The 15,038-nt window shown below is 64.0% G+C and carries 2 protein-coding genes; both read right to left on the reverse strand.

The genetic code is table 11. The features are described from left to right. Positions 1-578 precede the first annotated feature (578 nt). Positions 579-1,661, reverse strand: coding sequence for a hypothetical protein (locus tag ACFQ4H_RS33215; protein WP_377578954.1), 1,083 nt, complete (start codon positions 1,659-1,661; stop codon positions 579-581). 148 nt (positions 1,662-1,809) lie between these two features. Then, positions 1,810-15,024, reverse strand: coding sequence for a hypothetical protein (locus ACFQ4H_RS33220; RefSeq protein WP_377578956.1), 13,215 nt, complete (start codon positions 15,022-15,024; stop codon positions 1,810-1,812). Positions 15,025-15,038: the final 14 nt, after the last annotated feature.

Raw genomic sequence — 15,038 nt, forward strand, 5'->3', positions numbered from 1 at the left:
TTGTCCTCATCACCCTGAGGCCACCGCTCACCCACCAACACAAACGTGATCCACTCCAACTCCTTCGGAGGACCCGGAATACTCACCACACACCTCCACAACGACCACGCCGAACAGAAAAGACTTCGCCCGAAACAGACCGACAACCAACGGCGTCAGGAACCACCTCCGCCGTCCACGACACCACCACTGACGACCGCCCGCTGTAACCAGTCACGCACACAGCGGCATGTGGCTGTTTCAGGTCTGGGTCGAACATGCTACGACTACGCGTACGGACACACCTGCGTTCACTACATGCCAAAGATGCCGTGACAGATTTGCCAGAATTCCGACCACTCTGACATCTCAGACCGATTACGCAAGTTTCCGTATCGCGAGGCCAGGCCCTTGGCGGGAACTCAGCATCCGGTTGCGGCACACGAAAGGGCCCGCCGTCGACACGAAGATCGGCCCACCGACCGCAACAAACCTGAAGCGCTCGCCCCGGCAGGAGGCGAGCGCTTCAACACATGTACCTGGGTGAACCCGGCGCATTCAAACGTCGACCGGCGAACAGGCCGGCCGATTTTTCCGTCCTAGCTCGGCGACTCCACGTCGTCGGGCTCATCGTCGTGGAACCGCCAGACCGGCTCACTCTCCGGGGGCTCCTGCAGCTTGGTCAACGTACGGAAGATGGCCACCCCGTCCAACGGGGAGATCTGGTAGCCGGCACGCTCCATGTGTTCGACCAGTCGGTCGTCGGGTCGCAGGTTGTGCTCCCGCAGGTAGTATGTGACCGCCTCGGGCCAGAGCCAGGTTCCGTCGGTACGGAAGTTGAGCGGCACCACCGAGCCCCGGGTAACGTCCACGACATCGTCGATCGTCGCGGTGGTGAACATCAGCGGATGCCCGTTGTCGAGGTAGTCCAGCATCTCCGCACGAATCGACGGGTCGGTGACCAATGGATGGTCGGGCGCGAAGGTAGCCCCCAACACCGGATCCACCAGGTCGAACACGGATACGTTCTCGATCGCCGGCGCCGCCTCCCGTGCCCACAACAACGCACCGCCTCCCCGAGCCGTACGCTGGTAGTACGCTGCCGCCGCACCAACCGCGGTCACCTCCACCTGAGGCGTCGCCTCACCAGCAGCGGCGAGCAGACCCTGCAGGTCGGCTGCCAGCCGATGGCGCTGTCCCGGATCGTCCACCTCCACGAGATAGACCCGGCGCGGCAACGGCCACGAGGCCCGGTCGGCGGCCAACCGCCAGGACCGCCACAGACCACGTACTCCGCTGCTGGCTGCGACGGCTTCAACCGCTGCGGCGTCCACGCTGTCCAGCGGCAGCGGCGCCCCGGTGGTCAGATCGAGTGCCACCGGCACGGTGCCGCCCCGCCGGCGAATCTTGTTGGCCTCCTCCGGGCTGACCGGCTGGAACACGTACGGCGGTACGACATCCTGCTCGCTCGTTGCCAGCCCCGCTACCTGCCGCCTGCCCTCGCCCGTCTCGGGAAGCAGGCTGGCCAGCAACTCGACGTCAGCTGGATGGACAGTGAGCCTCTGCGTCACGGCGGTCGCGACCACCGCCTCTGCGATCTTGGTCAGTGTTTCCTCAGCCAGCCAGGCCCGAGCCTGGGTGAGCAGGTCATCGGGTAGCCGACCGGCCAGACGCAGCAACATGTCATGGCAACCGGCAATCCGGTCTACCTCGAGGGTTGAACCATAAGGACCTGTCACGCTAGCTCCTCTTCATCATCAAGTGCCCGAGACGATAGCCGTACTCGATTTTTGGTACACCAATCACGATTGCCGCCCAACGACCAGAGGCTCACGTGCTGCTGGTCACCCTGTCCTGTTGCTGCGGACGGCTGCGGCCACCCCGTAAGCCACCGTAGGTCCAGACGAAGTTCCTCATCTCCGAGGGGGGTCGCACCGGAACGACCCGCTTGCCGACGTTGCCCAGTGCCTCGCCCAGCTCGACACCGAGCTCACGCCGTACGTCTCCCCTCGGCGAGTACCACTTCCACCCGGATGACGCATCGGAATAGATGTCGAAGTGTGCGGCACCATTCGCTCCTCCGCTCCGCTCGGGATTCCCGCTGATGGTTCTTTCTCTTGTCGTGAGCACCGTTCCGCGAGGTGCCAGGACACCGACCCCGAGTTCCGCGGACAGTTGCCGAGCGAAGGAGGGACCGGAAGCCCAGAACGTCGAACGCGGCGACCGTCCGGCGTCGCTGGCGACCAGTACGATGTCCGGTCCTCCCGCCTCCGGCCAGCCATGAGCCGTACGGAGATGGGCAGCGAACTCCCGCGCCGACATGAGCTGACCGCCGATGTGGATACGCTGGCTTTCCGAATCGAACTCGGCGATGACCGTCAACATCCCCTCAGCCCGGGGCACAGCTCGGGCCGCCAGCTCTCTCCGCCCCGGTTGCGTCCCGTCCCGTTCCGTCGGCGCACCCGCTTCCCAGCCGTCCTGCCACAGCATCGCGTTGCCGTGTCTGGCCTGCTCTGCCAGGCTCGGTGGGATCACCGTATCGCCGGCCTCGACGATCACCGTGTCGCCGGCCTCGACGACCACCGCGTCGAGAGCATCGACGGCATCATCGTCGACCACAGGGGCACGGGTCTCCGTCTGCACAACGTCGCCAACCACGCCGGTCTCTGACTTGACGTCCACCTCCTCATCGTTCTGTCCTTCGACGGGGAGGACACTTGCGTTCGGCTCGACCTCGACCTCGACCTGGTCATTGACGTCGACCTCGACCTCGGCCTGATCATTGACCTCGACCTCGACCTCGACCTCGATCTGATCATTGACCTCGACCTCGACCTCGACCTCGATCTGATCATTGACCTCGACCTCGACCTCGACCTCGACCTGATCATTGACCTCGCTCTGACCATCGACGACCGCGGCTTCGACAGTCGACGTAACGGCCAGGTCCGCCTCACGGTTCTGATCGACCTGCTGGGTGACCAGGGCGATCAGGGCAGCCAGCTCGCGGGTTGTGGCATCGAGCGCCAGCTTCGCCTGATGCCAGGCCTGCTGCGCCTGACGCCATTGCTGGCTGAGGGAGGCCAGCTTCGGAGAATCCAACTCGTCCCAGTTAGGTGCTTTCCTCGCTCTGGAGCTCGATGCCTGGGAATCGCCCCTCTTCCGCAGCCGGTCGATCTCGTCCTGCACTCGATTCCGCTCAAGCTCCGCGTCGATGGCCTGCCACTCTTGGAATCTCGTGGTCACGGTCATGGCCTGGGCATTCGCTCTGGCCAGCAGTGCCATCGCGGCTTCGTTCTCGGCGAAGGTGAGATGCTGGGCGAGGTCGAGGAGGTCCATCCAAACGGGTGTGGAGTCCGGAATGGTCAGCACTGACTCGGCAGTGCTCTTTCCAACGCCGTGGTGCACCTCGGCAACGACGACGATCTCCTCGGTCCACTCGACCATCGCGCTGGGTTGGAGTTTGTTGACCACACCGACGTCCGTGGTGACGCTGCTGTTGGCGCTCTCACCTGCCCCTCCCCGGGTGTCGCCGTACCCGGTGACGGCCACGCCACCCTCGTTGTTGGCTACGTTGGCGATCTTCATCGTGCCCCAGGTACCGCCCGCGACCTGCTGGTTCTCCTGCGTTGCATCGCTACTGACCGTCGCAGCGTCGCCCCCGGTAAGGGTGGCTGCAGATACTGGAAAGCCGATCCGGGCCACCGATGTGCTCTTGGTGCTGCTCTCGACTCGACCATCCCTCAGGTCACGAAGGTGCGGCGGGGCTATGACGGCCAGCCGGGACTTGACCACCCGGCTGTAGATGGTGACCTTGGCTCGTGTGCCCAGTGCGCTCGGCTCGATCAGGTCGACGACGTACGGCCTGGCGAACCGCATTCGGGTACTGCCCCACATGGTGGTCTGGCTGAATGCCGCCATGATCTGATGTGCCAGCATTCCGCCGAGCCGAAACGGGTCGACGTCACCGGAGGCCGCACCCAGCGTCCGCGCGACCGCTGCCTGAACGAGTGCCGCTCCGCGGAAGTCTGTCGGCTGGTACTTCACCGGTAGCTTCACCGGCGACTCGCCCTGCCACGTCTGTAGCTCCTCGTTGCTGCTCGTGGTCCGGGAGGGCGGGCGCAGCGTGGGCACAGCCGGTAGCTCGACGGGAGTTTGTCCACTGGGCGTGGTCAACAGGTGGTTGGCCACCCGGTCGAAGTTCAGATCACGCGTTTCCTGTAGTGGCGCACCCAGTTGCTTCCCCTGGTGATAGGCGGTGACCCGGAAGGTGACGGTTTGCGCCAGCCGCGCCCATGCCCCACCGGAATCGACGACCATGTAGTTACGGGAACTCGTGGAATCGGTGGCGGCAACCGTACTGGCGTGGCCCAGTCGATCGGTGTGTTCGCCGCCCCCGACGACATCGTTCCCCTGGCCCAGTGCCTGCAGGGTGCCGGACAGATCGAAGCGGCTCGTGCCGCTCTCTGACCTGCTCTTGGTCGCGACGGCCGTCACGTTCATTTCCAGGGTCTTTGGTGCCGGTACAACGGCGGTCAACTGTGGTTCAGTCGCCTCGCCAAGGCCGTCGACCGCGATGACCTCGATCACGAGCTGGACCAACTGGCGACCGGCCACGCCCGGGTACTCCAGCATGAGCGACACACCGCCATCGATCAGCTCGCCCCAGTGGGCGGCGAGGAACTCGGCGGTTGTGTGCCCCAGCACCGTGTCGATGTTGACAAGGTTTGCGGCGTTGTCGCGAAGCAGCGGCGTCGCGCTACCAAGGGCCTGTGCCGGGATGCTCTGTTTGCTCAACCATTTCAGTACCTCGTTGCCCAGGGTAGGTGGGTTGAGCGGGCGGCCGGTGCCGAGGTTCGCCGCCGGGCGCACCAGGGTCGGCGGGAGGGCCAGCGGCAGGTTCGCCTTCGCATTGAACATCCGGGGTACGACCAGGGTCGGTTCGGTCGCGGTCGGGGGCATGGTGGGGTCCAGGATGCTCATCCGGCGAGCGAGATCCGAGGTCATCAAGCCGAAAAGCCTGGCACCGGAGACCTGGCGGGATGCCCGTGTCACCAGGTCCTTGCCCACGTCCCGTTGCTCGATCAGTACCACGTGCACGATGAACTGCACCGTGGCGTTGACGGTGAGCTGGACACCCCGCTCGCCGCTGAAGGTCTCATTGCGTTCGACCTCACCGGTCACGATCGCCTGCCGGCCTCGCTGGCGTTCGGTGCCCTGCCGCAGACCTCCCTGCCCCTGCATGGTCAGCCAGGGAGCAGTCGTACCACCGGCCCGCGCGCCCACGAAGAGGTCGCCATTTATCGATCGACTGTGGGAACTGAGTATCCCCTGGGATCCGGAGGTACCGTGCTCGATGTCGTGTTGCACGATCCCCTCCAGGCCGGGCTTCGCCTCCGTCACCAGGGCCCGCAGAAACACCCCGGCAACGATGGACTCGTCGCCCAGCACCTCGCCGAGGTTGTGCAGCATGATCACCTGACGCGACATCGACGGCAGCAGTGCGGCAAGCCGGTCCGCGTTGATCTGCTGAAGCAGTTGGAGGTGACCGAAGGAACCGGGTACTCCGACACCGGGTTTCGTGCCTCGGCTCGCCACGAACCGCCGCCACGGATCGGCCTTGATCATCGCTTCCCGGGCCTCTTCCAGCGCCGACACTATGGCGCTACGCAGCGCTTCCGCACCATCCAGGAAGTAGACGTGATCCCAATGGGTTACCTGGCTCTCCTCCGTCGTCAGACGGAGATCGGCCAGCAACTCCGCATCGATGTCGACAGCAACCGCGTCCAACTTTTCCAGTGCGATCGCGTTCACGCTCTTCGTACCCTCGGTGCTGTCATCGAATGTCCGGTCACGGGAGACCGTGAATGCCAATGACTGCTCGAACTGTCCCAGGTCGACGACCCGTCCACTGTCAGCGAGGGTGACAGCGGTGGACAGTTTCGCCGCCTGCGGGGCGGTGTCCATGATGAGGTTCCCGGTGTTCCGGAACCAGTCGGTCGGCTCCTTCAGTGCGAACAGCTCCATCTTGAACCGGAGTCGGTCGGCAAAGATGTCCGTACGCTTGTCCCCACCGTCAAGGTACGTCTCGTTCGCCATGTTCACCGAACCCACTGCCCGCCGGCGGGTATAGCGCAGCCTTCCGACGACTGGCAGGTTGCCCCCAACGGTCAGATGGGCACTGACCCCGTACGTCCTGCTCCTGGCCGACCTGTGCTGGTGGGTCTTGGCAATTGCGCGGAGGAAGCGCATCGGGGTACGGCGGAGCGCATTCTCATCGTTACCGGTGCTCGGTTCACTACGTGAGCCGAGGTACTCGGGTCCGGTCTCTGCATTGACCCGTTCCGCTGTCAGCAGCAGCACGAGTCCATGTCGACTGGCCGCACCGAGATGGGGCAGGTAGACCACCAGCGTGTCCGAGGTCAGCGTGAGAAGGTCGGCCGCCAGGCGTGTCGTTCCGGTCTGCGCAGTCAGGCTTCCGGCGTTCTCCAGCGCCTGGACCACGTTCCGCATGATTTTTTTCTTCATGTACGAGGTGTCCCACACCGGCAGGAACTCGCTGTTGTCACGGTTGTCCGGCAGGGCCAGAATCTGCTGGATTCGCTTGGCAATCGTTTCTGTCAGGAATTCCAGGCCATGGGCTACCATCTGCCCGGGACGCAGTCGGCCGTTCTGCCACATGTACCGGGGTAGATGCCGATTGCCCCCGGTCCGGTCCGCACTGTCCCTCAACAGCTCGATCAGCATCTCGTCCGGCCGAACGATCGAAGGTGTGCCGACTATGGCATTCGACTGTCCGGTCTCCGGAACGGCGGCCTTGATCTCCGTTACGACGGGCTCGACCGCGGTTACGACGGGCTCGACCGCGGTTACGACCGGCTCGACCACTGCGGGGGTGGGCAGGCTCAACGGCGATTCGGGGGACCCGAGTCTTGCGGTCGCCGCTCTCACCAGATTGATCGGGGCGCGCTCGACCACCTTCACCTGGAAGGTGCTCGGCTTGGCTCCCGGGGACTTCCGGGTCATGAAACGTAGCGGTGAACGGTACGAGGCACGGTGCAGGGTCACCTCGTAGGTGGTTCGGTAGAGACCCATCGCCACCCGGTTGGTCTCCTGGGTCACCCGGCTGAGGGCGGACATGGTCGCGGTGACCGTCGATGAGCCACCAAGCTGCAGTGTCGGGCCGGTGAGGAAACTGAGCAGGCCGAAGTTGGCACCACTGAGCGCGGCGAACCGAGATCCGGTGGTGGTCGTCGCGTCGATACCCGAGTCATGTGCCGAGGTCGGCTGGTATCGCAACCACGACTCTTTCCCGACCAGACCCACCTGCTCGATCGAGACCAGCCGGAAGCTGGCGTACACACCAGCCATGTAGCCGGGGAGGCCGAGCCGATGTGGACCGAGCACGATCTGGGGTGCCTGATCGCCCTTGAGGTGCCGCCACAGATTCGGACCCGACCAGACCTTTCGTACCTCCTGACGCCCGGTGCTGCCGACCTCGGCAACCCTTTGCTTGCCCAGGAGTTTGAGGACGTTGCCCGCGAACTCGCCGTCATCGACGACCTGGATCGGATACAGGTTGGGCCTCAGGAGGGCCGCCGCTGCCGCGTCGAGGGTCTGTTCGGGTTCTCTGCTCGGTGTCATCAGACCGAGCCCTGCGGTAAGTCGGAAGAAGCGCTTGATCGCGGATTCGGTCCTGGTCGACTCACCGTCCTCCGGTGGTACCAGCTCGTCGGCCCGGCCGACGGTCATCCTGATATCGATCGTCGACTCGATCAGGTATGAATCGTCCTCACCGAAGAGCATGTAGTTGTCGGTGACCACCGTGGCACTGCTGGCGGTGTGCCCCTGGCTGGCAGACAGGACGCCGCCCCCAACATTCAGGGGGATCCCGGCAAACTCCATCGGCAGGCTCACCATCATCGAGCCAGGCTGCTTTCCGGCCTTGCTGACAGACGTGCTCTCCTGCGCCCGTTGGAAGTGGCTGAGTCGATGCCCCAACTCCTTCTGCACAACGTCGTTGTCGGTAGGTCTGGGAACCAGCTCGACCCAGACCGTCCGGGTGGACTCGCTACCGAGCAGCGAGCCGGAGGCAAGCTTGATCTCGAAGGCGCGGGTGGTGTGTAGAAAGGTCTGGGGTACGGTCGACAGCTCTTCCAGCAGTTCACCAGCGCTCTCCACGGATAGCGCAAAATGCGCGAGGAGAGTTTTCGTCGCCACTACCAACGGCTTCGACCAGTCGGTTATCTCGAAGAGGTCGGCAGGGTTGTTCAGCAGCTCAGGCACCGCGACAACAGCTTCACGTACCTTGGCAACCTCCTCCGGGCTGGCGCCGACCACCGCCGCCCAGGCCGGATCGCTCAGCTCGGTCGACGGGCCCTCCGACTCATCCACCGAGGTTGAGGTTGCCTGGTCTGCTGTCGAGCTGTTCTGGTCATACTCGGGAGCCGGCGGCGTCGGTAGGGACCGCCCGGTGAGCGGCACGTTCCTGGGCAGCAGCGCTGCCGACCCCGAAGGCTCGCGAATCCAGGTCACCGGAGTCAGCGGCTTGGCTACCGGGGGTGTAGTCACCCCTTCGATGCCACGTATCCTCTCCAGCCGTTGCAGGCTGGGGGCCAGCTCGGACTCCAGCGCCACCGGCTCGCCACCATCCGACGAATACCACTGCCAAACCGCCGGAGCCGCAGAGACAAACGGAACAACCTGGATCTGACCCGCAGCACTCACCATCGGCGCAACCGCCAACACCCGCCCGTCGACCATCGACGCCACCTCAGCCGGCGACGCCAACACCCCGACCCCCAACTCCACCCGCAACTGCTCCGCAAACGACCCCTGCCCCGAACCCGGCCGCCGACCCGCACCACAACCAACCAACAACACATCCGGCCCACCCGACTCCGGCCACCCATACTCCGTACGCAGATACGCCGCAAACTCCCCAGCCGTCAGGAACCGCTCACCCACCTGAATCCGCTGACCCGACGAATCAAAATGACTCGCCACCGTCAACATGTTCGCCGCCCGGGGCACCACCTCCACAGCCGCCCGCTCCGCCGCCGACCCCTGCTCCCCCCGACTCCCCAACCACAACGTGTAACCAGACGCTGCCGCCCGTTCGATATCGGGCACCACCTTGAAATACGGTGGCGTCCCATCACCCTGGTCGACCTGCCGCACCACGACGTCCGCACCAAGCAGGTTGGCCAACCCCACCGGCTGGGTAGAGCCCTCCGGCGCCAACGCCGACACGTCCCTGACCAACTCCGGACTGATCGCAACCAGCACCTCGTTCGGCCCCGGCTGCGCCCAGCCCACGGTCCGTACCGGCCCCGGCCCTGGAGCAGCCAGCCAACGTCTGACCTGCCGATAGACGTTTGCCCCCCTCGCCACCGACACTGTCACATAACCCCACCCAGTCCCTGGCGACTGCGGCTGTTGCCGTGGCAACGCATCCACCGCCGCGACCGCCGTACGCACCAACCCACGCCACAGACTTGCCTCGAATGCCGCAAAATCTGTCCTCGTGGTGAGCCCCTTGGCTCCGGGTTTCGACACGTCGTACAACGTGAGTGCCGCGATCTGATCGTACTGCCGCAAATATCGGTATACGGCACGTGACATTTGCTCGTGGAACCTGTCAGACGACTCGTAGGACGACAACAAACCGGCAAGCCTACTGATGTCCGACTCATACTGACGCCCCGGACCGACAAGCTCGGTGGCCATCACATCGGCGTCGCTGATCTGCCAACCAGCGGAAACCGGAAACTCCAACGCTGCCGGTACCGGATGATATGTTCCGGTCTCCGACCATGGCTTCGACTTGGGCTTGGATTCCTGCGGGAATCGCTTCTGCACTGGCTCGGGCATCCGTAGCCTGTCACCTACCCGGCGACCGTACACTCGATAGAAGCGAGCTGCCGAGTGTTTCGGGTCCATCGTCACTTTGCCCGTTGACGGGCTCGTTGACGTCTCGACTGCGACATACCACGTATCAGCAGTCATGTTGTGGTACACGTTGCCGCCGGCTGCCAGCAGAGTAACCGCCTTGCCGGTTCGATGCACCAACGCATCGGCTATCAACTGGGCCACCGGCAGGAACGGCACCGCCCCGGCAAGCTGCGAATAGGGGTTACATATCAGCAACAGCAGTTCAGGACGCACACCGCCGTCATCACCGATCCAGTACGGGTCGACCGCTATCGCATCCGCGACTGTGGCTGCATCAAACTGACGGCTGCCCTGCAAGACACGACCAAGGGTGACACCAACCCCGAGAGTGCCACCATGCACCTCTATCGCATAGAGCCCCGGGATCGACTCCGACCGAACACCTGCCAACACGAGCGAAAGATTGTCCACAGATACCGGATTGCCGAGAATCATTCGCCTTCCGGGCACGGCGATGCTCGCGGATAGGAATTCCTGAGCCTGGACCGTCGCTGGAAACCTCCGCCCAGGCTCCCTGTGGTGGGAAACCGACGTACGCCGCGCCTCCCGATTGTCGATGGTCGGAAGCAACTGGATCTGGTTGCCGTGGCTCGACACTACGAACGCCTGGTCGTCTCTGCCGTGGAGCTCTGGGCCAAAGGAGCTGACGTTACGTTCGACGCCGAAGAAATCGTCGTTGGACGGCTCGAAGTACTGCCAGCCCCGCCCCCGTGCGAGCACCGGCGAGATCGTCAGCTTGTTCGCCGACTCGAAGACAGCCGGCGCACCCGAAACGATGAGGTCGTTCCCGATCACGCCAACCGAGCCAACAGCCCCCAGCACCTTTAGTTGAAGCAGGTCGGCCAGGCGCCTGGCTAGCACGTTCGTTGCACTGTACAGCGAGTCCGCCACGAGGACGATCTGCTTTCCGCTCCACAGCTTCCGGTTACTCCGCAGGCGAGCAGCGATGAGACCGGCAGTGTCCACCCTCCCGTGTCGATAGTCATGACCGACGACATCCTTCGTGCTGTGGACGAAGACCGGGAAGTACTTGGACTGCCCGACCGGCCAGGCCTCTTTCAAACGACGCAGGCTGGGGTGGAAAGTTCCCCCATAAGCCCACGTCAGTCCGGTCTCGTCCATCGTTGCGGATGGGTGCGGGAGCGCAACTTCCAGCACATATTCCGCATCAGGGCGCACCGTGAGGTTCCACGGTGCGGACGCAGCATCGGCAAAATCGACCGTCCCGCCCCAGAGAGATGCACCCAATCCGACGACAGATCCGATCAGTCGATTGCTGATCTTCACCTCGATACGATCTCCGGCCTCTTGACGATGCCCGTACGTCGGTATCGCGCGGATCGAGGAATCGTTTAGCCTTGCCCGAATCGAAGTCAACTCCGAATGCCCTGGAAGCGGCTCCAGGTAGAGATACCGAAAGCCTCCGAGGCCGTTGAAGGACAAGGGTGGAAGGATATCCCGTACGGGACGGACCAAGCGCTCCCAAAGACTCGATTGACTGCTGTCGGGAGTTTGGGCAACCTGATCCTCCAGCGACGATGTGGAGAGTGCCACCGCTTCCGACTTTACCGTTCCGATCTGATCGTCGGTCAGCTGTAAGGCCAGTCGGTCAGGAAGCTTGGTCAGCTGTTCCGGTTCGAGCTGCCCGTGCATCGCATAGGACAATTCCTGTCCGGCGTGGAACACATGCCAGTATTCAGGCTGCCCCTCCGACCCGGCGTACGGCAGTCCATCGTTCGTTACCGACCAGGATCCCTCCGGGGCGACGAAGACCGTGTCGGGGTAGAGCTGCGACATCTCCGCCAATGCGTCGGCCATCATGAATCCGGACTGGTCCATCGCCAGCACCACAACCCGTGGACTTTGTTGCTCGACAGGGTTGGTCAACGGGTCCGTTCGGTCCGGACGCACGAGCCATTCCAGGGTCTCCGCCAACTCCTGAGCGGTAAGCATCCGACTGCCGAGCCCTGGGCGTACCATCAGAACCGCCACCCCGTCCGGCGCGACGGTCGTCTCCACCTGATCCCGGAATTCCGTGGTCAGTTCCGGCGATCCGGCAGAGAGAAACACACCTACCGTGTTCGTCTTACTGCTCGAGGTCCAGGCATACACCACCTGCCCCTCGCTGTACGAATCATTCCCTGAGGTGATCTGATGGTAGATCGTCTCGTCATAATTTACGCTAACTGAGTCTGGATTACCGTCCGCCTCGCGGCGCACCTCAGACTTGTCTTTTTCCGCCAACGTTGCGGGGATGGACGCAGCCGCTACCTGCGGCGGCAGCGGTCGAATCTGAGCCGCCCTGGCCTCCGCTCTCGCAAACGCGGCATCAGTGCGGTGCAGCCAATGCAAGCGGCCAACCGGTCCACTAGCACTTTCAGCCAACTCTAGATAGTCCCTGGCCCACCTGATGTCGGCTCGCACGAACTCGTCCAAGGGGGTCTTTCCAAGCGTGCCCTCCAGAGCAGCGATTCGCTGCGCCATCTCCACGATCCGCGCCGAAATATCCTGCGTGGCCGCCTCATGCAGATCCGATACGTCCGTCTGAGTGAACCGCCCCCGGATCTGCGATTCCGGCGGATAGCCTCCGCGGAACTCCAGCCATGTCATAGGCGCCTGATCCGTACCGGTGACTATCTGACCATCAGACACAGATATTTCGTCGGTGGGTGCGACAATCCAGGTGTTCGGATAGTCGTCCGCGAGATTCTGAAGCGCAGCAAGGTAGTCGATGCCTGCGGACCTCAGGGCAACCACCATTACGGCGGGCAACTCCGGTAGCCCCTGCATGAGCCGGCGCAGAGACTCTTCCAGCGCCACCGCGCTCGCCACATGAGATGCACCGGCAACGACGCTCTCATCTACGACCACCACCAGGGCGTCTTCCAGGGGTGACAGGTCCTCGGATCGGACAACCGGGGAGGGGCGTCCTTCTGGTCCCTCGACAAGCAGCGTCACCGCATGGCCGCCGGGCGCAAACTCAGCGATGACCTGCCCGTCAGCCCGCGCCATCAGCTCAAGTCGTAGCCCGGCCGGGTGACCACCTTCGCCCCCTGCCCATCTGGTCCAGGTTTGTGGGTTGGGTCGGTCGAACGGGTTGGTGGATTTGGGGGTTTGGTGTCCGGTGGTGGTGCCGGTGGTGCGGAGTTGTTCCATCGCGGTGGTCAGGTCGGCGTGCAGCGGTGCCGGCTTCGTCTGGGCGGTGGCCGGGAAGTACTGCCAGGTATGCGTGCCGGTGAAGTCCATTACCGGGTAGCCGTTGGCGTCGACTGCCATACCGGTGTAGGCCATCCCGTTCAGGGCGGTCCACACGTCCCCGTTCGCGGCGATGACCTCGACACCCAACTCGTCGCGTACCTGCGCCGCGAACGAGTCCGTGCCGTTCGGGCCCGGGACCGCGGCCCCGCAGATCGTCAACACCAACGGTCGCTGGTTCCAGCCCGGCTGGGCCTTGACCCAGGCCGCGAACCCGTCGGCGTCCAGGACCCGATCGTTGACCCGGATCCCACCGGTGGCCGGATCACCATGGGCCACGACCGTCATCCACTCGGTGGCACCACTGTTCGACCGGTAACGTGGCAACGCTTCGGCGTTGGCCCGCATCTGCGCACTGTCGCCTGGCCCAGGTAGATACCAGCCAGCCGGAATCGGCAGCCCGACCACGTCCACGACCGACGACCGCGCATCCGTGGCGAACGCCTGGGACGACGAACCCGACGAGATTGACGAGACCGGCTGGGAAGACACCGGCACGATGGACGTTGAGCCGACCTGGACCGCCTGGGCCTGAAGCAGACGAGGCGTGGTTGCCGTGGCCGCCTTCTTGGACGAGGTGGCCGCGTCCAGCTCAGACAACTCCACCGTGTCAGACACATCCACCAGAACCGGTGAACTGACCACATTGACGTTTACGGCCTTGCCGGTATCGGCGGACGTATCCGTGATGGTCTCTTCCGCGGTCGTGGTGGTGGTCTCATCCGTGGTCGTGGTGGTGGTCTCGTCCGTGGTCGTGCTGCTGGTGGCAAGTTCGGCCAGCTTCTCGTGGATCCGTTCCCGGAACCTGTCCGAATTCCTGACCGGCATCGCGTCGACGACCCGGTCCAACGACACCGGCCCCGAACCGGCCACCAGACGGGCCAGCAACCCGGCCCGCGCCTGCGCCACCACCGTGTCCCGCAACGCCAACCGATCCGCCTCCGACACCACCATCCCGGGACGCTGCGCCAACCACCCATCAACAACCTCATCCACATCCCGACCCGTCACCACATGCGTGAACAACAACCCCGCCCACGGCGACACCCCACCCAACTCCGCAACCTGCCGCACATCCCGCACAAACTCCGACCACCGCTGCTGCATCCCCACCACGTCCACCTGCGACACATCACCGGTCTTCAACGGGCCGAACACCTCATCAAAGAACCGACCCGCCTGAGCCGACCACTCCGCCTCCACCTTCGCCGACGGGATCACCCCCTCCGGCGCCACCACATCCGCACCCAACGAACCACCCGCCAGAACCTCGTTGAAACCACCCAACTCCTCGACACGCAACTCGTCGAACAAGTCCTGCCGTGCCTGCACCGCCCCATCCCCCGAACCCCACAACCCCTCACCCGACGCCAACTGCTGCCACGCCTCACCCCCACCAAACCCATCCACCCGCCCGACCCCACCCAACCCCGAACCCACGCCCGAATTCGAAGACGACCCACCCAACCTCGAAGACGAAGACGAGTCCGAATTCGAAGACGAGTTTGAAGACGAACCCCCAGGCCCTTCCGAGACCGAATCCGAGGAAGAATACTTCGGCGGGCTGGTCGCGGGATCGTCCTCAGACTTCTCCACGTACTGCGGCAGCCCCTCACCAGCACCGTCATCATCGAACTTCCACGACCCGTCCGAAGAGCCCTTCAACGAATCCTTCGAATCGTCCAGCGCCCCGTCCTGCCCCCGCAACGAAGCCACCAAATCCGGAATCTTCGCGAACGTGTCCCACAACAGCTCGCCAAAATCGAAATCGAAGAACCGGAAGAACAACGGCAACTTCACCCCACGACCCAACACCTTCGACGGATGCTCGATCACCCCCTCAACCGCAC

The organism is Micromonospora sonneratiae, from assembly GCF_042679305.1.
GTDB lineage: Bacteria > Actinomycetota > Actinomycetes > Mycobacteriales > Micromonosporaceae > Micromonospora_H > Micromonospora_H sonneratiae.

What these genes read in the sequence shown, in the direction of transcription:
- ACFQ4H_RS33215 (WP_377578954.1), bottom strand. Translation starts at nt 1,661, where the DNA reads ATGTTGCTGCGTCTGGCCGGTCGGCTACCCGATGACCTGCTCACCCAG.